The sequence below is a fragment of the Roseovarius tolerans genome, assembly GCF_028885395.1.
GTDB lineage: Bacteria > Pseudomonadota > Alphaproteobacteria > Rhodobacterales > Rhodobacteraceae > Roseovarius > Roseovarius tolerans.
The window spans coordinates 455,982-476,529 of record NZ_CP118494.1; the positions used below are offsets into that span (position 1 = coordinate 455,982).

At 64.7% G+C, this 20,548-nt stretch carries 21 protein-coding genes and 1 tRNA gene; 9 read left to right on the top strand and 13 right to left on the bottom strand.

Annotated features, from left to right (window positions below; genetic code table 11):
* Window positions 1-191: 191 nt before the first annotated feature.
* The 4 genes from PVU19_RS02120 to PVU19_RS02135 are packed head-to-tail and all read right to left on the bottom strand — an operon-like array spanning window position 192 to window position 5,053.
* Complete coding sequence (locus tag PVU19_RS02120) at window positions 192-1,361, bottom strand: pyridoxal phosphate-dependent aminotransferase (protein WP_050662817.1); 1,170 nt, start codon at window positions 1,359-1,361, stop codon at window positions 192-194.
* A gap of 40 nt (window positions 1,362-1,401) precedes the next feature.
* Window positions 1,402-2,865 (bottom strand): heme biosynthesis protein HemY, encoded by a 1,464-nt coding sequence (locus tag PVU19_RS02125; protein WP_050662816.1) that lies wholly within the window; start codon window positions 2,863-2,865, stop codon window positions 1,402-1,404.
* Window positions 2,866-2,884: 19 nt separating this feature from the next.
* Window positions 2,885-4,270 (bottom strand): mitofilin family membrane protein, encoded by a 1,386-nt coding sequence (locus PVU19_RS02130; RefSeq protein WP_082237605.1) that lies wholly within the window; start codon window positions 4,268-4,270, stop codon window positions 2,885-2,887.
* A gap of 48 nt (window positions 4,271-4,318) precedes the next feature.
* A complete protein-coding gene (locus tag PVU19_RS02135) occupies window positions 4,319-5,053 on the bottom strand; it encodes a uroporphyrinogen-III synthase (protein WP_050662815.1) in 735 nt (244 codons plus the stop codon).
* Between the two features lie 73 nt (window positions 5,054-5,126).
* Between PVU19_RS02135 and tsaD the strand changes: the two genes are divergently transcribed.
* Genes tsaD through PVU19_RS02155 form a run of 4 tightly spaced genes read left to right on the top strand, consistent with a single transcriptional unit; the run spans window position 5,127 to window position 7,865 of the window.
* The gene (tsaD, locus tag PVU19_RS02140; RefSeq protein WP_050662830.1) at window positions 5,127-6,224 is read left to right on the top strand and encodes a tRNA (adenosine(37)-N6)-threonylcarbamoyltransferase complex transferase subunit TsaD; all 1,098 of its coding nucleotides are present in this window, start codon (window positions 5,127-5,129) and stop codon (window positions 6,222-6,224) included.
* On the top strand, window positions 6,221-7,177 hold the full coding sequence (locus PVU19_RS02145) for an NAD(P)H-dependent glycerol-3-phosphate dehydrogenase (RefSeq protein WP_050662814.1): 957 nt from the start codon (window positions 6,221-6,223) through the stop codon (window positions 7,175-7,177). The genes tsaD and PVU19_RS02145 overlap by 4 nt, the downstream gene beginning before the upstream one ends.
* Window positions 7,177-7,446 carry a YciI family protein gene (locus PVU19_RS02150; protein ID WP_050662829.1) on the top strand — a complete coding sequence of 90 codons (270 nt, stop codon included), beginning with the start codon at window positions 7,177-7,179 and terminating at the stop codon, window positions 7,444-7,446. Before PVU19_RS02145 ends, PVU19_RS02150 begins: the two co-directional genes overlap by 1 nt.
* A complete protein-coding gene (locus PVU19_RS02155; RefSeq protein ID WP_050662813.1) occupies window positions 7,446-7,865 on the top strand; it encodes an EVE domain-containing protein in 420 nt (139 codons plus the stop codon). The genes PVU19_RS02150 and PVU19_RS02155 overlap by 1 nt, the downstream gene beginning before the upstream one ends.
* Before the next feature lie 532 nt (window positions 7,866-8,397).
* On the opposite strand, the gene PVU19_RS02160 is transcribed toward PVU19_RS02155, so the two are convergent.
* Genes PVU19_RS02160 through ectA form a run of 4 tightly spaced genes read right to left on the bottom strand, consistent with a single transcriptional unit; the run spans window position 8,398 to window position 12,128 of the window.
* Window positions 8,398-9,834 carry an aspartate kinase gene (locus tag PVU19_RS02160; protein ID WP_050662812.1) on the bottom strand — a complete coding sequence of 479 codons (1,437 nt, stop codon included), beginning with the start codon at window positions 9,832-9,834 and terminating at the stop codon, window positions 8,398-8,400.
* A gap of 36 nt (window positions 9,835-9,870) precedes the next feature.
* The gene (locus PVU19_RS02165) at window positions 9,871-10,263 is read right to left on the bottom strand and encodes an ectoine synthase (protein WP_050662811.1); all 393 of its coding nucleotides are present in this window, start codon (window positions 10,261-10,263) and stop codon (window positions 9,871-9,873) included.
* 5 nt (window positions 10,264-10,268) lie between these two features.
* Window positions 10,269-11,561 (bottom strand): diaminobutyrate--2-oxoglutarate transaminase, encoded by a 1,293-nt coding sequence (ectB, locus tag PVU19_RS02170; protein WP_235575804.1) that lies wholly within the window; start codon window positions 11,559-11,561, stop codon window positions 10,269-10,271.
* A 48-nt stretch (window positions 11,562-11,609) separates the two neighbouring features.
* Complete coding sequence (gene ectA / locus PVU19_RS02175) at window positions 11,610-12,128, bottom strand: diaminobutyrate acetyltransferase (protein WP_050662828.1); 519 nt, start codon at window positions 12,126-12,128, stop codon at window positions 11,610-11,612.
* Window positions 12,129-12,377: 249 nt separating this feature from the next.
* On the opposite strand from ectA, the gene PVU19_RS02180 reads away from it, so the two are divergent.
* Window positions 12,378-12,851: a MarR family winged helix-turn-helix transcriptional regulator gene (locus PVU19_RS02180; RefSeq protein WP_050662809.1), complete on the top strand. Its 474-nt coding sequence runs from the start codon at window positions 12,378-12,380 to the stop codon at window positions 12,849-12,851.
* A 50-nt stretch (window positions 12,852-12,901) separates the two neighbouring features.
* Here the strand turns inward: PVU19_RS02180 and PVU19_RS02185 are convergent, their stop codons facing one another.
* A complete protein-coding gene (locus PVU19_RS02185; RefSeq protein WP_050662808.1) occupies window positions 12,902-13,243 on the bottom strand; it encodes a DUF2853 family protein in 342 nt (113 codons plus the stop codon).
* A gap of 201 nt (window positions 13,244-13,444) precedes the next feature.
* On the bottom strand, window positions 13,445-14,833 hold the full coding sequence (gene ahcY / locus PVU19_RS02190; RefSeq protein ID WP_050662807.1) for an adenosylhomocysteinase: 1,389 nt from the start codon (window positions 14,831-14,833) through the stop codon (window positions 13,445-13,447).
* A gap of 247 nt (window positions 14,834-15,080) precedes the next feature.
* Here ahcY and PVU19_RS02195 point away from each other — a divergent pair, with 247 nt between their 5' ends.
* Window positions 15,081-15,998, top strand: coding sequence for an FkbM family methyltransferase (locus PVU19_RS02195; RefSeq protein ID WP_050662806.1), 918 nt, complete (start codon window positions 15,081-15,083; stop codon window positions 15,996-15,998).
* A 29-nt stretch (window positions 15,999-16,027) separates the two neighbouring features.
* Window positions 16,028-16,621, top strand: coding sequence for an HD domain-containing protein (locus tag PVU19_RS02200; RefSeq protein ID WP_050662805.1), 594 nt, complete (start codon window positions 16,028-16,030; stop codon window positions 16,619-16,621).
* Between the two features lie 50 nt (window positions 16,622-16,671).
* On the opposite strand, the gene PVU19_RS02205 is transcribed toward PVU19_RS02200, so the two are convergent.
* Window positions 16,672-16,747, bottom strand: a tRNA-Thr gene (locus PVU19_RS02205).
* 213 nt (window positions 16,748-16,960) lie between these two features.
* Here PVU19_RS02205 and PVU19_RS02210 point away from each other — a divergent pair.
* Window positions 16,961-17,794, top strand: a complete 834-nt coding sequence (locus tag PVU19_RS02210) for a bifunctional allantoicase/(S)-ureidoglycine aminohydrolase (protein ID WP_050662827.1) — start codon at window positions 16,961-16,963, stop codon at window positions 17,792-17,794.
* A gap of 262 nt (window positions 17,795-18,056) precedes the next feature.
* Here PVU19_RS02210 and PVU19_RS02215 read toward each other — a convergent pair whose 3' ends face one another.
* Together PVU19_RS02215 and puuE are read right to left on the bottom strand one after the other, a co-directional pair.
* Window positions 18,057-18,557, bottom strand: a complete 501-nt coding sequence (locus tag PVU19_RS02215; protein WP_050662804.1) for an ureidoglycolate lyase — start codon at window positions 18,555-18,557, stop codon at window positions 18,057-18,059.
* The gene (gene puuE / locus PVU19_RS02220) at window positions 18,554-19,969 is read right to left on the bottom strand and encodes an allantoinase PuuE (RefSeq protein WP_050662803.1); all 1,416 of its coding nucleotides are present in this window, start codon (window positions 19,967-19,969) and stop codon (window positions 18,554-18,556) included. Before puuE ends, PVU19_RS02215 begins: the two co-directional genes overlap by 4 nt.
* Before the next feature lie 171 nt (window positions 19,970-20,140).
* Between puuE and uraH the strand changes: the two genes are divergently transcribed.
* Complete coding sequence (uraH, locus tag PVU19_RS02225; RefSeq protein WP_050662826.1) at window positions 20,141-20,494, top strand: hydroxyisourate hydrolase; 354 nt, start codon at window positions 20,141-20,143, stop codon at window positions 20,492-20,494.
* Window positions 20,495-20,548: the final 54 nt, after the last annotated feature.

A 20,548-nucleotide genomic window follows, 5' to 3' on the forward strand; every position in this document is an offset into this window, starting at 1 on the left:
TCGTGGTGGGTGCTTTATGCCAGCCAAGTCATTGTAACCTCAACACTTTGCGCACCCTATCAAATCGCCAGGCCGCGGGACGGCCCGGCGATCGCGCGGCACCTTCGGTGCGTTTCGCGCGGGTGGTGCGTATGTCGGGGCTAGGCCAAAACCGACCAGTTATCTTTAACGGGCAATCCTGCTCCGCACACTCAAAGCAGCGCGCGGATCCGCTCTATCGCCGTCTCGATATTCTCGGCTGAATTGGCGTAGGAGAACCGCAGATAGCCTTCGCCGTGGTGGCCGAAGGAGGTGCCGGCAACCGTCGCCACTCCGGCCTCGTCGAGGAAGCGATCTTGGGCCTCTGCCGACGTCATCCCCGTGCCTTCGATATTGGGGAACGCGTAGAACGCGCCGCCCGGGTCGGTGCAGCGCAGGCCCGGCAGGCTGTTCAGCGCCTTGACGATCAGCCGCCGCCGGTCATCGAAATGGCGCATCATCTCGTCTACCGCGTCCTGCGGCCCGGTCAGTGCGGCGAGCCCGGCATATTGCGACGCGGCGTTGACGCAGGAATGATCGTTGATGCAGAGCCGGGTGGCGTGGCCCACCGCCGCGTCGGGCCAGACCGCGTAGCCCAGCCGCCAGCCGGTCATCGCATAGGTCTTGGACCAGCCGTCGAGCAGGATCAGCCGGTCGCGGATCTCGGGGTATTGCAGCAGGCTGACATGTTCGCGGCCGTCATAGAGCATGCGGCTGTAGATCTCGTCGGAGAGCACCGCCACGTAGGGATGGTCCGCCAGACCGGCCACGAACTTGTCGACCTCTGCGCGCGGGGTGACGCCGCCGGTGGGGTTGGCGGGGCTGTTGATGATGATCAGGCGGGTTTTGGGCGTGATCTGTGCCAGTACGGTTTCGGCGTCGAAGGCAAAGCCGTTTTCCTCGCGCAGGGCGATCGGCACCGGGGTGGCGCCTGAATAGCGGATCACGCTTTCGTAGATCGGGAAGCCGGGGTCGGGATACATGATCTCGGCGCCCGGTTCGCCGAACATCAGCACGGCAAAGAACATCGTCGGCTTGCCGCCGGGCACCACCACCACGTTGTCGGGGTTCACCTCGGCCCCGTGGCGAGTGTGCAGATCGGCGGCCACGGCCTCGCGCAAAGCAGGGATGCCGTTGGCGGGGGTATAGCCGTGATGGCCGTCGCGCAGCGCCTTGATGCCGGCCTCGACGATATGGTCGGGCGTCTGGAAATCGGGCTGGCCGATGCCGAGATTGATGATGTCATGGCCCTGCGCCGCCAGCGCCTGCGCGCGGGCCAGAACGGTGAAGGCCGACTCGGTGCCAAGGCGCGACAGGCTGTCGGCGAAGTGCAGATGTGACATCGGGGTCTCCGGCATGGGTCGGGCAGGCGCGCGTTGCGGCTCAGGTCTTGGCGGTGTCCTCGGATCTCTCAGCCTCGTCGACGACCTCGGCCTCGACCACATTTTCGTCGTCGTCACCGTGGTCCTCGATCGCGCCGACGATCAGCGGCAGCATTTCGAGCCCGGTGGGCGTGGCCATCGGAGAATTCGGCGGCGCGCGCCAGCTGAGCGTGTCGAAGGTGCCGCAATTCTCGCAGGACGGCACCCATTCGGCGTGGATATGCTGACACTTGTCGCAGACCCATTGCGGACCGCGCGGCGCGCTGAGCGCGCGCGCGAGCCAGCCCTTGACCACGGCGTCGGGGGCCCCTTCACCGCGTTCGATGGCGGCCATGATGGTGAGCGCGCGGGCGTCCGGCTCGACCTCGGCCAGATCGCCGAGCGCGCGGCGTGCCGCCGGGAAATCCTCGGCGGCGAGGTTCAGTTCCGCCTCGAGCAGCCGTGTTTCGCGGTTGTCGGGATGGACCTTCAACAACTTGCCGAACCGCTTGAGCCGCTGCTCCGGTGTCTCGTCCGGCTCTATCGCGGCGAAGGCGGCGGCGAGGTCGGGATGCGGGCGCACCAGCCATGCCTTGTTGATCACCCGCACGGCGTTGCGTTTCTTGCCCTGCTCGACATAGCCGCGCGCCGCCAGCACCGCCGCCGGAATGAGGTCTGGCGAGAGCTTGTTGGCCTCGATGGCGGCCTCGCGGGCCTCGATGCTCTTGCCCTCGTCGAGCACATCGCGCGCCTCCGAGAGGGCCAGCACGGCGTCGCGCCGTTTATGAACGTCGCGCGGCAGATTGCCGTATTTCAGCTTGGCATTGAGGGTGGCGCGCGCGCCTTTCCAGTCGCCCGACCCGGCCTGCAACTGCAACAGCGTGTCCTGCACCTCGGCATGGCGCGGCTTGAGGGCAAAGGCCGTCTGCGCCAGTTTCATCGCGGTCTCGGTATCGCCGTCCTCAAGCCTTTGCCGCAGGATGCCGCGCACCCCGACAAAGCGGGTTCTCTCATTGGTCAGCAGCCGCTTGAAGGCCTTTTCCGCCTTGGTCTTGTCGCCCGCCATTTCGGCGGCCTGAGCGGTGATCAGGTCGGTGAGGGCGGGTTTGCGCAGATAGCCTTCGGCCTTGGCGGCCTTGGCCATCGCCACATCGCCCTCGCCCGAGGCCAGCGCCAGCATGCCCTCGCTGAGCGCGCGATAGCCCTTTTCCTGCCGGTTGCGGTCGAAGTAGCGCGACAGCGCGGTCTCATCCCCGTTGATGAAGCGCAGCAGCGCGACCAGCATCGCCGCCAGTTTCATCAGCGCCCAGATCGCCAGCACCAGGATCACCAAGGCGATCACCGCCTTGATCGGCGTCAGGTTGATCTCGACCCCGGCCATGACGACGCGGACACCGCCATCAAGTTCCAGCAGGAAGCTTGCACCGAAGGTCACGCCAGCCACCAGGGCGATGAAAACGGCTATCTTGATAATCGACCAAAGCATATGGATCGCCTTTTCTAACTCAATTCATCGTACCGGCCAGCGCATTGGCCGCCGACAGGGCCGCGCTGCGGCGCTCGGCGTCGGCGGCCCAATCGCTGAGCGCGGTGCGCGCGTCTTCGGGCAGGGTCTCGATCTCGGCCAGTGCATCGCCCAGCCGCCCATCGCGCAGCGCCGCCTCGGCGCGCGACAGGACGGCATCCGGGTCATCGCCTTCGCGCGGTTCCAGCGAGCGGATGCCAAGCTGGCTCTTGAAAAAGCCGCGGACACTCGACGCGGCACCGCCATCGGCGTCGCGCACGGTGGCGAGCGCCGCCCGCGCCGCCTCTGGGAAACTTTCGATCAGCGCCTCTTGCGTCGGGACACCGGTTTCGGCGGCGTCCGCCAGCGCGGCGGGCACATCGGCCCCGGTTTCGCGCAGGTCGGCGAGGGCGGCGCTGAAATCATCGCCGGTATCGAGCGCCGTCATCACCCGGGTCAGGGCGGCGCGCTGCAATGTGGCGCGCGCGCTGTCGCGCGCGGCTTCTTCTTGTGCCTGGGCCTCGCCCTTGAGGGCGTCGATTTCGGCGCGCTGTGCGTCAAGCGTCTCGCGCTGTTCGCTCAGTGCCGCGCTCAATTCCTCGATCTGCTCCGCCGATACATCGCTGCCGCCGGCCTCGGGGGCGGGGCGTTCTTCCAACTCGGCGACGCGGCTTTCGATGGAGCTGACCTGCTCGGCAAGATCGCTCAGCGTGTCTCGCAGTCCGCCCAGTTCGCCACTCAGGTCGGGGGCGGGTTCAGAAGCGGGCTCGATGCCCTCGACCGTGGACTGCAAATCGTCCAACGCGGTTTCCTGCGCTGCGATGCGGTCCTGCAGCGCATCCGTGTCAACGCTGTCCTCTGCCGGTCTCAGCGGGTGGTCGGGCAGGACATAGGGGGCGGCGATCACGCCGATGCCTGCGGCGACGACGCCGCCAAGGAGCATCGACCAGAACCCGCCCTGCCGGATCGTGACCTGTTCGGTTTTCGTCACCGGGGCCATCGGGGCAGGTGTCTCGGCCTCGTCGGTCTGCTGAGCGGCCTGCGCCTCTTCGGCCTCGGCCATGGTCGCGACCTCGGCCATCGGGTCATCGTCTTCGGGGCGGGTCGTGATCTCGTCGTCGGTTTCCGGCTCTTGGGATGTGTCCTCTGGCGTGCCGTCCGTTTCGGTCGTGCTCTCGGCAGGCTCTGGCTGCTCCGTGGGGGCGTCCTGCGCCGTTGTCTCAAGGTCTGCCGATTGCTCGGGCGCTTCGGTTACGGAGGTCGCCTTCGGGGCATCGCTCGACGGTTTTTCGGTGGGTGGCACCTCGGTCTCCGGCGCGGGCGCGCCCTGGGCGGCCGTGTCCTGCGCCTCGGTCTGGTCCGTCTTTGAAGTCTTTTTTCTTGCCACGTCCCGCCACCTTTTCGAATCTTATCACGTCAAGCTGTCAACCTGACCTTACTGCGCCCGTTTTCCACCCTCAAGCCGCTTGGCCGTTTTCACCAGATCGTGCACCGCATCGGCCATGGCTTCTGCGTCGGGGCGTTGCGCAATGCTCAGTTTCTGCGCGGCCCCCTCTGGCACCGCCTCTGCCGCATTGCGGCTGATCGCCGCGACGAAGAGGGGCGCATGGATGTGACCCGCCTGGCTGAAGACTAGCCGTGCGCTGCGTGGTGACATCAGGGGAAGGATCACCGGCGCCTCCCCGGCGAGAACCCGGCGCGCGGCCTCGCCCATGTCCTGCGGCTGCTGATCATAGACCACGGTCTCTTGCGCCACATGCCCGGCCGCCTGCAACGCGCCGGTGACATCGGCGGCCACATGCGCGCCGCGCAGGTGAAGGAACGGGCCGGTGGCCGCGTCCTGTGCAATCCGGTCGAGCAGTGCCGCTGCATCGCCATCGCAGGCGATCGCCGTCAGCCCCTGCGCGCGCGCCGCCTTGGCCGTGGCCTCGCCGACACAGTAGCAGGTGAAATTGCGGGCCGTGGTCTGGTGACAGAACCCCGCCACGCCATGCTGCGAGGTGAAGATCAGCACCTCGTCGCCGCGCAGGGGTGGCAGTGTCCCGCGCCACGCGATTCGCATGACGGGGGCGCAGAGCACTTCTGTTTCTGGCCCGCACACTATCCTCAGCCGCGCGGCGAAGCGGCCCGCCTCCGGCTCGGGCCGGGTGATGAGGATCGTCACGGGCATGGATCATCCAGAGTTGTTGGCTGCCTCATTCGGTGTTACCTGCCTTGCACCTTTCACGCAACGCATGGGCGCGATGAGCAAGCCGCTGATCTTCCTTGGACTTGAGAGTAGCTGCGACGATACCGCCGCTGCGCTTGTGCGTATCGGTTCGGATGGGGCCCCTGATATCCTTGCTTCGGTGGTGCATGGGCAGGCCATGCTGCATGCCGATTACGGCGGGGTGGTGCCGGAAATCGCGGCGCGGGCGCATGCCGAAAAGCTCGATACCTGCGTGCGTGAGGTGCTGGGGCAGGCGGGGCTGGGGTTGGCCGATGTGGATGCTGTCGCGGTCACCGCCGGGCCGGGCCTTATTGGCGGGGTGATTGCCGGGGTGATGTGCGCCAAGGGGATCGCCGCTGGGGCGGGCCTGCCGCTGGTGGGGGTCAATCATCTGGCCGGGCATGCGCTGACCCCGCGCCTGACCGATCGGGTCGCCTATCCCTACCTGATGCTGCTGGTCTCGGGCGGGCATTGTCAGTTCCTGATCGTGCGCGGGCCGGATGATTTTACCCGGCTTGGCGGCACCATCGACGACGCGCCGGGCGAGGCGTTCGACAAGACTGCGCGTCTGCTTGGGCTGCCACAACCGGGTGGGCCGAGTGTGGAGCGGGAGGCCGCGCATGGTGATGCCAGCCGTCTGCGCTTTCCGCGTCCTCTGTTGGATCGGGCGGGGTGCGACATGTCGTTTTCGGGGTTGAAGACCGCGCTGCTGCGCGCCCGCGATCAGATTGTGGCCGAGAAATCCGGGTTGACGCGGCAGGACCGCGCCGATCTCTGTGCCGGGTTTCAGGCGGCGGTCTGTGACGTGCTGGCCGAAAAGACGCGCCGGGCGCTCAGCCTGTACATGGCAGAGGCCCCTGCCGCGCCGCTGATCGCCGTGGCGGGGGGCGTTGCCGCCAACGGCCCCATTCGTGCGGCGCTGACGGACGTGGCGGCAGAGGCGGGTGCGCGGTTTCTCGCGCCGCCGCTCGCGCTTTGCACAGACAACGCGGCGATGATCGCCTATGCAGGGGCCGAACTTTACGCGCAGGGCCATCGCGACGACATGACGCTTGCGGCGCGGCCGCGCTGGCCGCTGGACAATGCCAGCCCGGCGATGCTGGGCAGCGGCAAGAAGGGGGCCAAGGCATGACGCTGATTTGCGGCGCGGGCGCGTTCGGCACGGCGCTGGCGGTGACGCTGGCGCAAAACGGGCCTGTCACGCTCTGGGCGCGCGATGCCGAACACGCCGCCGAGATGCAGGCAAGCCGCGTCAATGCGCGTCGCCTGCCGGATATTCCGCTGCCCGAAGGGATCACCGTGATCTCGGGCACCCTGCCCGAAGGTGATACCCCCTGCTTGCTGGCGATGCCGATGCAAACGTTGGGCGGGTTTCTGACAGCGCATCACTGCACGCTTGGCGCACGCCCCCTTGTCGCCTGCTGCAAGGGGATGGATCTTGCGACCGGGCTTGGCCCGACCGGCCTGATCGCGCAGACCTGTGCAGAGGCCATTCCGGCGATCCTCACCGGGCCGAGTTTCGCCCGCGATATCGCGCTGGGCCTGCCCACGGCGCTGACGCTGGCCTGTGCTGACGGTGTGGTGGGCGAGCGGCTGCAAGCCAGCCTGACCACGCCCACCCTGCGCCTCTATCGCACCACCGACACCATCGGCGCGGAACTGGGCGGTGCGCTCAAGAACGTGATCGCCATCGGCTGCGGTGCGGTGATGGGTGCGGGGCTGGGTGAGAGCGCGCGCGCCGCGCTGATGACCCGTGGTTTCGCCGAGATGCACCGGTTTGCCCATGCGCTGGGCGCGCAGCCCGATACGCTGGCGGGGCTGTCGGGCTTTGGCGATCTGGTGCTGACCTGCACCAGCGGCCAGTCGCGCAACTACCGCTACGGCCAGAGCCTCGGGCGCGGTGAGGCGTTCGATGGAGGGGTCACCGTCGAGGGGGCCGCCACCGCGCGCGCCGTGCTGGCCCGCGCCCGCGCACTGGACCTCGACATGCCTGTCACCCATGCCATCACTGCGCTTGTCACGGGCGAATTGCGCGTCAGCGAGGCGATGGATATGCTGCTCTCACGTCCATTGAAGGAAGAATGATGCTGATTGCCCTGATTGCCCGCGACCACCCCGGTGCCCTGCAAACCCGTCTCGACAACCGCGACGCCCATATCGCCTATCTCAAGGAAACCGGCGTGGTGTCTCAGGCCGGGCCGCTTTTGAATGATGAGGGCGAGATGGTCGGCTCGTTGGTGATCCTCGATGTCGAGGATATGGAGGCGGCGCAGGAATGGGCCAACAATGATCCCTACGCCCAGGCCGAACTTTTTTCGGGGGTCGAGCTGATCCCGTGGAAGAAAGTGATCTGATGCGGTTTTGGCTGTTCAAGTCCGAACCGTCGGTCTGGGGCTGGTCCGATCAGCTGGCCCGTGGGGACGCGGGCGAGGAATGGGACGGCGTGCGCAACTATCAGGCGCGCAATTTCATGCGCGAGATGGCGGTGGGGGATCGCGGGTTCTTTTATCATTCGCAAAAGGAAAAGGCGGTCGTGGGCACGGTCGAGGTGATCGCCGGGGCGCATCCCGACAGCACCACCGATGATCCGCGCTGGGAGTGCGTGGATATCAAGGCGCTGGAGGCGGCGCAGGTGCCTGTCACGCTGGAGATGATCAAGGCCGATCCGCGCCTGTCGGAGATGGTGTTGGTCCGCAACTCGCGCCTCTCGGTGCAGCCGGTGACGGCGGAGGAATGGCGGGTCGTGTGCGAGATGGCGGGGTTGTCGGGGTAGGGGTGGTGTTTGAGGGGTAGTGGCTTGTTGCTGCCGTTGAGGTGACCCGCAGAAGGTGCCGCGCGGTCGCAGGGCCGGGGACTGGCGATGCAACAGCTGATGCCCGCACTTTATCCCAGCCAAGTCATCCTGAACTCAACACGTTGCGCACCCTATCAAATCGCCAGGCCGCGGGACGGCCCGGCGATCGCGCGGCACCTTCGGTGCGTTTCGCGCGTGACGTGCATATTTCCGCTAAAGGGCAAATCTCCCTTCAAAACCCGAACGGAGGATGCCAGCCATCTGGCCGACACCCTCCGTTACCCCACGTGCTCCCTACGCACCACACGTGTAACTGACTGGGTCTCGGCCATCCTGGCCCTGACGCTTTGACCCTACACAAAAAGCGCGGCCTCTCCAAACGGAGAGTGCCGCGCATTCGGTTCAAATTGTAATGGGCCGACTGACGCGGGCCGAGGTAGAGATCCTCGGGTCAGGCCCGAGGATGACGTTCGCGCGGTGTCATCATCCGGCTTGACCGGGTGATCCCCGGTCAGGCGGCCTTCTTAGGGACCTGCGCCACCGTACCTTCGATCAGCGCGCGGTGCAGCGCGGTGATGCCCGGCTCCAGATCCGCCGAGGAGAGCACGAATTGCACGTCCACCCCGCGCGGTGTCTGATGCGCGGCGATCACCTCGATGCCCGCGTCCTCCAGCGCCGAGAGGCCCCGGCTGAGCACCTTGAGCCCGCTCAGGTCGCGGCCGATGGGCGACACGAGCGAGAGCGTGCGCGCCGAGACGGTGGCCGACGTGAACTGCTCTTCGAGATCGCGCGCCACCCGGCGCACCACCTTGAGCGAGGCATGCACATAATGCGTGATCGTGTTGGCGTTCGAGGTCTTGGAGACGATCCAGACATTGTGCCGCTTGAGCGCCTCGAGAATGGCCGCGTCATAGCCTTTGACGCCGACCATGTCCTGCTCGAACAGCTCCAATGCGACGACCTTGAGGCCGGTCACGATCTCTACATTGGCCTCCTTGGCGGGCTGATCGTCGATCAGCGTGCCGGGGTCGCCGGGATCGAAGGCGTTGGTCACGCGCAGCGGCACCTCGGCCTGACGCAGGGTCTTGGCGGCCTTGGGGTGGATCGCCTCCATCCCCAAATTCGAGAGCTGATCGGCGACGTCGTAATTGGTGTGGCCCAGCTTGCGCACGGCCTCTTCGCCCACCAGTTTCGGATCCGCCGAGGAGAGGTGGAATTCCTTGTGGATGATCGCCTCAGACGCGCTCGTGTAGGCGGCGATGCGGGCGAAGGTCACCTCGGAATAGCCGCGGTCGAACTCGCGCATCAGCCCTTCGGTGCATTGCGCATAGCCGGTGATGATGGGCATTTCGGTGGCGAGGTCGACGTCGCCCAAGCCCTGCGCGATGCGCTCGGAAAGGGTGTGCTCGGTCTCGTCGCGCCAGCCGCTGAGGTCGATGAAGCGGGCGTTGACGCCTGCGCGCTGCAACAGCAGCGTGGTGACGAAGGCGGAATGCGCCTCGCCCAGGCCCGAGAGCAATTCGCGGATGACCAGCATGTGATCGCTGAGGCGGAAATGCCCGTAAGAGCATAGCCGCTGCAGGTCGAACAGGCACGAGCGCGCGCCCTCGATCCGTTCGCGCACGAATTCATCCGCCATGCTGCGGTCGCCGGGATGCTCAAGGATGTCGCCATGCGCCTCGCGCATCGCGGTGCCCGTCTCGGTCAGCGCATCAAGCCAGCCGTGATCGTCATCGTCATTGGCAAACAGGCCATAGACCCCCGGCGTGCCGGATTTCTTGTGCTCCAGCAGCTTGTTGGTGATCCCGCCAAAGGCCGAGACCACAAAAGCGCGGTGATAGAGCGCCTCGCCCTCGCGGTCGGCGATGAAGAGCGTGTCCAGCAACTCGCCCACGCGGCTCATGGATGTGCCGCCGATTTTCTCGACGGTATGGGTTGGAAATGTCATATCCCTCTTCCCGGGGGACGCGCCCCCGAGCCTTTGTTAGCTGTCTTCCAGCGCGTAGGAGCCGTCGGCCTGATGCACTTCCTTGCCGGTCACCGGCGGGTTGAAGCAGCAGGCCATCACGAGCTCTTCCTCGGCGCGCAGGATGTGGCGATCATGCTTGTCGAGCGCATACATCACGCCGGGCTTGATCTCATGCGTCTCGCCGGTGGCGATATCGGTGATCGAGCCTTTGCCTTGCATGCAATAGACGCTCTCGAAGTGGTTCTTGTACTCGAACGTGTGCTCCGAGCCCGGCTCGAGAAACGTGATGTGGAAGGAAAACCCCATCCCGTCATCGGCGAGCAGCATCCGCACGCTCGACCATTGTGCATCCGAGACCACCCGGTTGCGTTCTTCCTCGATGATCTTGTTGAAGTCTCTGACGATCATTCGTGTTACTCCGCTGCGTATTTGGTTGTGGCCGTCACGTCGCGCGCGGCCTCTTTCAGAATGTCCAGCCCCTTGGCAAAGGTGGCTTCGGGCGTGGTGAGCGGGGCCAGAACCTTGACCACCTCGTCATGCGCGCCCGAGGTCTCGATGATGAGACCTTTTTCAAAGGCCCGCGCGCAGATCTCGCCCGCCAGATCGCCATTGCCGACATCGACGCCGCGCATCATACCGCGGCCCTTGAGCCGAGCACCGGGGACGTTGTCGGCGATCTGCTCCAGCGCCTCGCGCAGCATCTCTGCCTTGGTTGCGATTTCCTTCTGGAAGGTGTCGTCCTTCCAGAACTTCTCCAACGCGACACGCGCGGTGACAAAGGCATGGGTGTTGCCCCGGAAGGTGCCGTTATGCTCGGCCGGGCCCCAGATGTCGTGCTCGGGCTTGATCAGCAGGGCGGCGAAGGGCAGGCCCATGCCGGAAAAGCTCTTGGCCATCGGGATGAGATCGGGCTTGATGCCCATCTCCTCGAAGCTGAAGAAGGTGCCGGTGCGGCCACAGCCTGCCTGAATGTCATCGACGATGAAGAGCGCGCCGTGATCCTTGGCCAGCTTGGCGATGCCGCGCATGAACTCGGGCGACGCGGCGTTGAGCCCGCCCTCGCCCTGCACCGGCTCGATGATGAAGGCGGCAGGCGCATCGACGCCGCTCGACGGGTTCGACAGCATCTCTTCGATGATCTTGAGGCTGTCCATGCCATCGCCGAACGCGCCCTCGAAGGGCATATGGGTGGTGCCGCAGAGCGGCCCGCCACCGGCACCCGCGCGCTTGCCGGCGTTGCCGGTGCAGCTGAGTGCGCCCATGGTCATACCGTGAAAGCCGTTGGTGAAGGCGATTATATTGCGGCGACCGGTGATCTTGCGTGCGAGTTTCATCGCGGCCTCGACGGCGTTGGTGCCGGTCGGGCCGGTCATCATGACCTTGTAGTCCATGTCGCGCGGTTTGAGGACGATGTCCTCGAACGCGGTCAGGAAATCGGCCTTGGCCCCGCTGTGCATGTCGAGACCGTGGGTGATCCCGTCGGCGTTGAGATGCTCGATCAGCGCGGCCTTCATGTCGGGGTCGTTGTGCCCGTAGTTGAGCGACGAGCACCCGGCGAGAAAGTCGATATAGGTGCGGCCCGACGCGTCGGTCAGTTCCGAGCCCTGCGCCTTTACGAAGGACGTGGGGAAGCTGCGGCAATAGCTGCGCGCCTCGGATTCGCGGCGGGTATAGATGGCAAGATCGGCTGACATGTCAGTCGTCATAACGTATTCCTTTGTGTAATTGGGGTGCAGGGCGGCGGGGGCCTGGGATCAGGCCGCCTTTTTCGTCCGCGCCTTCATGGTGATGGTCACCATGTATTCGGTGTCATGCTGTTCGTTGAAGTGCTGTGACTTCGCGAAATAGGGCGTGCTCGACAGCTCGCCGTCGGTGTAGTCGCTGAACTTGCGGAACAGCGCCCAGCTTCCGGGATTGTCGCGGGTGATCGTGGTCTGGAGACGCTTAACGCCTTCGCAATTCTCACGCGAGAGCAGCCCGCGCAGCATCAGCGTGCCAAGCCCGGTGCCGCGTGCCTTTTCCGACACGGCGACCTGCCAGACAAAGAACGTCTCGGGATCGTCGGGCAGGATATAGCCCGAGACCCAGCCAACCACCTCGCCATTCAGCTCGGCGACGATGCAGGTATCGCGGAAATGATCACATTGGATCAGATTGCAATACATCGAATTTTCGTCCAGCGGCTTGCACTCCTGGATCAGTTCCCAGATCGCAGCACCATCCTCTGCGCTCGGCTTGCGCAGGCTGGGAAGAGCTTTACGAAACATTTCCATCGCATGTCGCATAGGATCAATGACCTCTCTATTTGCTTTGGCTAACTAAATATATCAGACGATCTGAAAAATCAACCACGGAGGTCGATTTGCCGTTCTATACGAAAAAAATCGCTTTAACCCTTATAATTATGGGGGGAATGCGCTATATATTTAATTAGCTAACTAAATTAGTTTGGCTCAGGAGGAATAAAATTGCAATTAAGCGACAGCTTTGCGACCATAACTTCGATTACCGAAGGAACGAAAATGGATCGCACCGACCAGAGTCTCATCGCCCTGCGGCGCATCCTGCGCGCCACGGAAATCTATGGGCGCAAGCTGGCGAATGCCGCCGGGCTGACAGCCGTGCAGTTTCGCGTGCTGCAGATCGTCGCGGAGCGCGGCAGTTGCACCGCGACGGTGATCGCGCATCAGATGCGCGTCAGTCAGGCCACCGTGACCTCGCTGGTGGACAAGCTGGTGAAACACGGTGTCGTCACGCGCGAGAAATCGCAGACCGACCGGCGTCAGACCAACATCATAGTGACCAAGCAGGGGCGCGATATCATTCTGCACGCCCCCGACGCGCTGCAACAACGCTACGTGCGCAAGTTCGAGGCGCTGGAGGATTGGGAACAGGCGCAGCTCGTGGCTTCGCTGGAACGGGTGGCGACGATGCTCGACGCCGAGGGCATCGACGCGTCGCCGGTGCTCGATACCGGGGATCTGCGCAGCGCATGAAAACGCCCGCCACGAGGGGCGGGCGCACTGTCATTGCCGTTGCAGGCGGATCAGCCGTAGACTGATTCCTTGCCGAAATGCTTGGTCAGCATGTAGTAGACCACGGCGCGATACTTGTTGCGCTCGGAGCGGCCATAGGTCTCGAGCACCTGGTTGATCGCATCCATCAGCGCGGGGCTGTCGGCAAGGCCCAGTTTCTTGACGAGGAAATTGGTCTTTACGGTTTCCAGCTCGGCGGGCTGGCTTGCGGCCACGGTCGAGGCATCCGCGTTGTAGATCGCCGGACCGCAGCCGATGGTCACCTTGGTCAGCAGATTCATGTCCGGCTGCATGCCGCATTTGTTGCGCAGGTCATCTGCATATTGTGCGATCAGATCGTCACGCTTTCCCATTAACTTTCTCCCGAATACCCGACCGTGCTGTCGGTCTTTTGTTTCAACCCAGCCCCGAAAATGGCGCTTTGGGCACGATAGCGGCTGTTATTGCGCGCACAAAGGGAAAATTGCCCGCGCGCTCCCCTTCGGCGGAGGGGTGACGAAAAACGCCCGCTGGCCATTTGGCCAACGGGCGTGTTCCTGCGCATGGTGCGATATCTAGTAGCGGTAATGCTCGGGCTTGAACGGGCCTTCGGGGCTGACGCCGATATATTCGGCCTGATCGGGTTTGAGCTCGGTCAGTTTCACGCCGATACGGTCGAGATGCAGGCGCGCGACCTTTTCATCGAGATGCTTGGGCAGGACATAGACCCCGTTGCCGTATTGATCGCCCTTGGTCCACAATTCGATCTGCGCCAGCACCTGATTGGTGAAGGACGCGGACATCACGAAGGAGGGATGCCCGGTGGCGTTGCCGAGGTTCAGCAGGCGGCCTTCGCTGAGCAGGATGATGCGATTGCCCGAGGGCATCTCGATCATGTCCACCTGATCCTTGATGTTGGTCCACTTGTGGTTTTTCAGGCTGGCGACCTGAATTTCGTTGTCGAAATGGCCGATATTGCCGACGATGGCCATGTCCTTCATCGCGCGCATGTGCTCGATCCGGATCACGTCCTTGTTGCCGGTGGTGGTGATGAAGATGTCGGCGCTCTCGACCACGTCTTCGAGCGTGGTCACCTCGAAGCCGTCCATTGCCGCCTGCAGGGCGCAGATCGGATCGACCTCGGTTACCTTGACGCGGGCGCCCGCGCCGCGCAATGACGCCGCCGAGCCCTTGCCGACATCGCCATAGCCCATGACCACGGCGACCTTGCCCGCCATCATCGTGTCGGTGGCGCGGCGGATGCCGTCGACGAGGCTTTCCTTGCAGCCGTACTTGTTGTCGAATTTCGACTTGGTCACGGAATCGTTGACGTTGATCGCGGGGAAGGGCAGCAAGCCTTTCTTGTGCAGGTCATAGAGACGGTGCACGCCGGTGGTGGTTTCCTCGGAGACGCCCTTGATCTGGTCGCGCACGCGTGTGAACCAGCCGGGGCTGGCCTTCATGCGCTTGGCGATCTGCGCCTTGATCACCTCTTCCTCTTCCGAGCCGGGCACCGGGATGATGTCTTCGCCCGCTTCGGCGCGCGCACCGAGCAGGATATAGAGCGTGGCATCGCCGCCATCGTCGAGAATCAGGTTGGGGCCGTCTTCGAACATGAAGGACTTGTCGAGATAGTCCCAATGCTCCTCCAGGCTCTGGCCCTTGATCGCGAATACCGGGGTGCCGCCCTCGGCGATCGCCGCTGCCGCGTGATCCTGGGTCGAGAAGACGTTGCACGAGGCCCACCGCACATCGGCGCCCAGATCGACCAGCGTCTCGATCAGCACGGCGGTCTGGATGGTCATGTGCAGGCTGCCGACGATCCGCGCGCCCTTGAGCGGCTTGGCCTCACCGTATTCCTTGCGCAGCGCCATCAGCCCCGGCATCTCGGTTTCCGCAATATCCAGTTCCTTGCGGCCGTAAGCGGCGAGGCTGATGTCCTTGACGATGTAATCTTTTGCCATCTCGAAGTGGCTCCTTGCATGAGAATTTTGCAAGGCAGATAGCACTCACCCCGCGATTGGGCAACGTGCGATTACCCGGCCACGCCGTCGGGCTGTGTTCTGGCTGCTCCGGTCCAGTTCTGGCCGGTCGCGAGGATGCAGCTTACGCCGTTGGGGCGGGTCATGACCGCCGCGCAATCGCGCCTTGCGGTCAGAGTCGCGTGTTTCGGACTGGCACCGGGCGCGCATTCTCTCTACCTCTGCGGCCATGAATGAGCGTCACCTGACCTTCTCTAGCCGCGCCGCGCGGCTTCAATATATGCTTCTGATGGGGCTCTTTCGGCTGGCGGTGACGCGCGGGCTCTATGGCCGGTTCGCGCGCGGGCTTGGCCGCGTCTTTGGTCCGGATGGGACGGTATTTCTGCATGAGGGGGGCGCGCCGCCTTATCGCATCGCCTTGAATGACGGCTACTGGACGCGCTTTGCGCTTTACCGCGCGCCCTATGAGCCCGAGGTCGCCCGCGTGCTGACGGCGGCCTCGGGGGCAACGCCGCTATTCTGCGACCTGGGGGCGAACAAGGGGTTCTGGACCACGCGCGCCGCGCCGCTGTTCGAGCAGGTGATCGCGGTCGAGGCGTCGGCGGCGACTTTTGCGGAGCTGTCGGGAAACGCCCGCGATGTGCCCAATGTCACCCTGCATCGTGCCGCGATCCATGCACGCTCGGGCGAGGAGATGCGCTTCGTGAACACCCATCTCAGCCATGCCTCGGCGCGGTTGGAAGCCGATCTGCCTGCCGGGGGGCAGGACCGCGTCGAGACCGTCGGGACGCGCGCGGTTGACGATCTGGTGCCTGAAGGTGTGACGGCCCTCATCAAGCTGGACGTCGAAGGGGCCGAGATCGCGGCGATCGAGGGGGCCGCCCGCGCCCTTACAGATGGGGCGGTCCTGATCTACGAGGATCACGGCAACGATCCGGCCTGCACGGTCAGCGCGCATCTGCTCTCGGACCCCGACATTCGGCTCTATTCCATCGAAACCGGCCTGATCCCGATGCCCGATGTCGCCACCATCCGCGCGTGCAAGACCGACGCTTACAAGGGCTACAACTTTCTCGCCGCGCGGGCGGACTCGAAGCTTCTGGCCCGGATCATGCAGGGCTTTGCAAATCCTGCGCGCTCGGGCTAGTCAGGGCCACCACCTGATCCGGAGACCCCATGCCCACACCCCGCGCCTGGCAAAAGATGCTCTCGGGTCGCAGGCTCGACCTGCTCGACCCGACCCCGGTCGATATCGAGATCGAGGATATCGCCCACGGTCTCAGCTTTGTGGCGCGCTGGAACGGGCAGACGCATGGTGATTTCGCCTATTCCGTGGCCGAGCATTCGCTGCTGGTGGAGCGGCTCTATTCGCGCCTCAATCCGCGTGCGTCCGCCAAATGGCGGCTGGCGGCGCTGTTGCATGATGCGCCCGAATACGTGATTGGTGACATGATCTCGCCGGTGAAGAACGCGGTCGGGCCGGGCTATGACGCGCTCGACAAGCGGCTTGCGGCGGCGGTGCATATCCGCTTTGGCCTGCCCGCGACGATCCCGGTGCCGGTGAAGAAGCAGATCAAGAAGGCGGACAGGATCAGCGCCTGGATGGAAGCCACTGAGATCGCCGGTTTCACTGTCGCCGAGGCGGATCGCTTTTTCGGCAAGCCGGACCCGGAGGTGATCCGTGACCTGAGCATCGCCCTGCGCCCGCCCACCGACACCCGTGCCGCCTATACCGCACGGCATCATGCGCTCTTGGCCGAGATGACCTGACAGGTCGGGTGTCTGGAGGGTGTTCGGAACTGTCCAGAACGCGAGAAGAATGGTGCCGCTGAAGGGACTCGAACCCCCGACCCCATCATTACGAATGACGTGCTCTACCAGCTGAGCTACAGCGGCCTTCTTCCCGTATCGTACCCGCCTGTGCGGGGCGATATGACGCCAGCCCATTAAACGATCCCCCGGCACCGCGCAAGGCCCGTTGCGCGGGCTGCGGGTGGAATTTACCTTCCGGCTTTTCCTGACAGGCTTTCAAATAATACCAGTGGTGTCCTGACCGGGCCGGGCATGGCATAGAGGGTCATGCGTGACGATCAGACGAAAGGCCCGGACATGAGCAGCCCCTCTTACTATGCCCCGACAGGCGGCCTGCCGCCGCAAACGCGGCTCTTGACGGACCGTGCGGTTTTTACCGACGCCTATGCCGTCATTCCCAAGGGAACCTTCAGCGACATCGTGACCAGCCTGCTGCCATTCTGGGAGAAGTCGCGGTTCTGGGTGATTGCGCGGCCCCTGTCGGGGTTTGCCGAGACGTTTTCGCAATATATCGCCGAGGTTGGGCCCGGTGGCGGCAGCGACCGGCCGGAGACCGAGCCGGAGGCCGAGGCGGTGCTGTTCGTGGTCGAGGGGCGTCTGTCGCTGACGGTCGAAGGTACGGCGCATGAGATGAGCGAGGGCGGCTATGCCTATATCCCGCCCGGGGCCGAATGGACGCTGCGCAATACCGGGTCCGGGGTCGTGCGGTTTCACTGGTTGCGCAAGCGCTATCAGCGGGTGGACGGGCTGGATGCGCCGGAGGTGCTGGTGCTGAACGAGCGCGACATCGCACCCACCGAGATGCCCGATACCGGTGGGGTCTGGGCGACCACGCGATTTGTCGACCCGGGTGATCTGCGCCATGACATGCATGTGACCATCGTCACGTTTCAGCCCGGGGGGGTCATTCCATTTGCCGAGACGCATGTGATGGAACACGGGCTCTATGTGCTGGAGGGCAAGGCGGTCTACCGGCTAAATCAGGATTGGGTGGAGGTCGAGGCGGGGGATTTCATGTGGCTGCGCGCGTTCTGTCCGCAGGCCTGTTATGCGGGCGGGCCGGGGCCGTTTCGCTACCTGCTTTACAAGGACGTCAACCGGCATGTGCCGTTGACCCTTGGCGGGGGGTGAAGAGGGTTAGGGGCCTGAAGCTGCCGTTGACAGCCAAGGGGACAAGCCGCGCGAGCGATCGACCGCGGGTGGGCGCTGCAACGGTCGTGGAATGCGCTTTATGGCAGCCAAATACTGCAAGGATTACGCGGAATTGCGACGTTGCAAAAGCGCCCGCCCTTGGGGGCGGTCGGGCGCTCGCGCGGCGGCGTGCAAGCACGCCTTGCTTCCGCGCGGATGGTCACAAGTCGAATGGAAGTAACAGGCCAAAATCTACAGTCCTCTACACCTCCAGCGCCTCGATCAGATACGGTCGCTCGAACCAGTGTTCCTCGAGATTGGGGCCTGTGCCGATGCGGTCCACCACGGCGAATTGTCCGGCCGTGTCGAGCGGTGTCAGCACCCCGTGCCAAACCCCGCGATGCAGGTTGATGGCCCGTCCCGGTTCGGTGACGAAGGCGCGCGGTGTGTCCGGCACGCCGCCTGCATCCGCCGCCACGATCACGAGGCAGCGCCATGGGCCGAGCGGGATGAAGGCCTGACTGCCAAGCGGGTGGCGTTCGACCATCTCTACCAGATGCGGCAGGTGGCGCGCCTGCGCGTCAAACAGGCTGATGCCCGCGCGCCCGTCGGCGAAATCGAGCAGCGCCAGGTCGCTATGCCGGGCGCAGAGCCCTTGATTGATCATCACAGTGGGCGTCGCACGGGGCTCGATCACGTCACCGAAGGGGGCGAACTCCGAAGCGGTCAACGGTGTTGCAGTGAGCGGGAGTGGGCTGCTCATGCCAGCATGTCCTGCAGGCGCATGGCGGCGATGCGTTCGACCTGACGGCAGGCCTCGGCGAACTCGGCCTCGCTGTCTTGGGCCAGCCGCCGCTCCATCGCGGCGCGAATGCCTGCGGTGTCGTGGTCGCGCACCGCGATGATGAAGGGAAAGCCGTGCCGCGCCACGTAATCGGCGTTAAGCCGTTCAAAGGCGGTGCGGTCTGCATCGCTGAGGCGGTCGAGACCCGCGCCTGTCTGTTCCGCCGTGCTTTCGGCGCTGAGGCGACCGGCGGCGGCCAGCTTGCCCGCAAGATCGGGATGCGCGCGCAGGACGCCGATCCGCTCCTCGCGGGTGGCGGTGCGAAACGCGCGGCAGAGCGCGTTATGCACCCCCGCCGCGCAATCATGTGCCGGGCCGAGTTCGAGCGCATGGGCGCGTTCGGCCACCCATGGGGAGTGTTCGAACACCCCGCCGAAACGGGCGACGAAGCGCGCCTGATCCATGCCGCTCGGGCGCTCTTGCCGTTTGGGCGGGTGAACCTTTGCCCAATGCTCGGCGATGTCGATGCGGCGGGGGCACCAGACGCCCTCAAAGCCCTGGATATGCTCGATGAAGCGGCGCAGCCCGGCGAGTTTGCCGGGCCGTCCGATCAGGCGGCAATGCAGGCCCACGGTCATCATCTTCGGCGCGCCCGCCACGCCTTCGGCATAGAGCGTGTCGAACGTGTCGCGCAGATAGCTTTCGAACTGCTCACCGGTGATCCAGCCGGGGGAGGTTGCGAAACGCATGTCGTTGCATTCGAGCGTGTAGGGGATGATCAGCTGATCGCGCCCGGCGACCTGCATCCAATGCGGCAGATCATCGTCATAGGTATCCGAGATATAGGCGAGTTGCCCGGTCTCGGCGGCCAGCCGCACGGTATTGGAGCTGCAGCGCCCGGTATACCAGCCGCGCGGCGGCGCGCCGGTGACTTCCTGATGCAGGCGGATCGCCTCGGCGATGGCGGCGCGTTCTTCGTCCTCGGGCATGTCCTTGTGCTCGACCCATTTCAGGCCGTGGCTGGCGATTTCCCAATCGGCAGCTTGCATCGCCGCCACCTGTTCGGGGCTGCGCGCGAGTGCGGAGGCGACACCGTAGATCGTGAGCGGAATGCCTGCGCCGGTGAAGAGGCGATGCAGCCGCCAGAACCCGGCGCGCGCGCCGTAGTCGTAGATCGATTCCATGTTCCAATGGCGCTGCCCGGGCCAGGGGGCGGCACCGGGAATGTCCGAAAGGAACGCCTCGGAGGCGGGATCGCCATGCAGCACGCAATTCTCGCCACCCTCTTCGTAGTTGAGGACGAATTGCACGGCGATGCGCGCCCCGCCCGGCCAGTGCGGATCGGGTGCGTTCGGGCCGTGGCCGCGAAGATCACGAGGGTAACGTTGCATCAGTCTCCACCGGTTGTTGCGCGCCGGGTGCCCGGCGGTGTCAGTCTAGGGCAAGCCGATCAAAAGCACTTTCCAATATCACTTGAAAGAGTTGTTTCCGAATATGCGTGCCACCACCTTGTGCAGGGCGCGCGGCCTGCGCCATGATATGAGACGATGAAGGGGGTCGAAATGACAGGCTATCTGACGACGCATGTTCTGGATACGGCACGCGGTCAGCCCGCCGCCGGGCTGACGATAGAGCTGTTTCGGATGGAGGGTGAAACGCGCACGCATATCCGCACGCTGACGACCGATGCCGATGGCCGCACCGATGGGCCGATCCTGCCGGAGGACGCGTTCGCGCCCGGCACCTATGAGCTGGTGTTTCATGCCGGGGCCTATCTGGAGGCGATGGGGGTGGCCGCAGATAGTCCCCGGTTTCTCGACCTCATTCCGATCCGGTTCGGCATGGCGGAGGCCGCGCATTACCATGTGCCGCTGCTGCTGTCGCCGTTCGGATATTCGACCTATCGGGGGAGTTGAGCGGGGCTGAGGTGGGCTGCGGTGTGGCGATCCTGCACGTGTTTGGTAGACCCG

Coding starts and splice junctions, on each gene's coding strand:
- PVU19_RS02210 (WP_050662827.1), top strand. CDS start 16,961: ATGAGCAGCCCCTCTTACTATGCCCCGACAGGCGGCCTGCCGCCGCAA.
- PVU19_RS02215 (WP_050662804.1), bottom strand. CDS start 18,557: ATGAGCAGCCCACTCCCGCTCACTGCAACACCGTTGACCGCTTCGGAG.
- PVU19_RS02180 (WP_050662809.1), top strand. CDS start 12,378: ATGGATCGCACCGACCAGAGTCTCATCGCCCTGCGGCGCATCCTGCGC.
- ahcY (WP_050662807.1), bottom strand. CDS start 14,833: ATGGCAAAAGATTACATCGTCAAGGACATCAGCCTCGCCGCTTACGGC.
- PVU19_RS02160 (WP_050662812.1), bottom strand. CDS start 9,834: ATGACATTTCCAACCCATACCGTCGAGAAAATCGGCGGCACATCCATG.
- PVU19_RS02200 (WP_050662805.1), top strand. CDS start 16,028: ATGCCCACACCCCGCGCCTGGCAAAAGATGCTCTCGGGTCGCAGGCTC.
- PVU19_RS02145 (WP_050662814.1), top strand. CDS start 6,221: ATGACGCTGATTTGCGGCGCGGGCGCGTTCGGCACGGCGCTGGCGGTG.
- PVU19_RS02165 (WP_050662811.1), bottom strand. CDS start 10,263: ATGATCGTCAGAGACTTCAACAAGATCATCGAGGAAGAACGCAACCGG.
- PVU19_RS02125 (WP_050662816.1), bottom strand. CDS start 2,865: ATGCTTTGGTCGATTATCAAGATAGCCGTTTTCATCGCCCTGGTGGCT.
- PVU19_RS02150 (WP_050662829.1), top strand. CDS start 7,177: ATGCTGATTGCCCTGATTGCCCGCGACCACCCCGGTGCCCTGCAAACC.
- PVU19_RS02195 (WP_050662806.1), top strand. CDS start 15,081: ATGAATGAGCGTCACCTGACCTTCTCTAGCCGCGCCGCGCGGCTTCAA.
- tsaD (WP_050662830.1), top strand. CDS start 5,127: ATGAGCAAGCCGCTGATCTTCCTTGGACTTGAGAGTAGCTGCGACGAT.
- ectB (WP_235575804.1), bottom strand. CDS start 11,561: ATGACGACTGACATGTCAGCCGATCTTGCCATCTATACCCGCCGCGAA.
- uraH (WP_050662826.1), top strand. CDS start 20,141: ATGACAGGCTATCTGACGACGCATGTTCTGGATACGGCACGCGGTCAG.
- PVU19_RS02135 (WP_050662815.1), bottom strand. CDS start 5,053: ATGCCCGTGACGATCCTCATCACCCGGCCCGAGCCGGAGGCGGGCCGC.
- PVU19_RS02155 (WP_050662813.1), top strand. CDS start 7,446: ATGCGGTTTTGGCTGTTCAAGTCCGAACCGTCGGTCTGGGGCTGGTCC.
- PVU19_RS02120 (WP_050662817.1), bottom strand. CDS start 1,361: ATGTCACATCTGCACTTCGCCGACAGCCTGTCGCGCCTTGGCACCGAG.
- PVU19_RS02185 (WP_050662808.1), bottom strand. CDS start 13,243: ATGGGAAAGCGTGACGATCTGATCGCACAATATGCAGATGACCTGCGC.
- puuE (WP_050662803.1), bottom strand. CDS start 19,969: ATGCAACGTTACCCTCGTGATCTTCGCGGCCACGGCCCGAACGCACCC.
- ectA (WP_050662828.1), bottom strand. CDS start 12,128: ATGGAAATGTTTCGTAAAGCTCTTCCCAGCCTGCGCAAGCCGAGCGCA.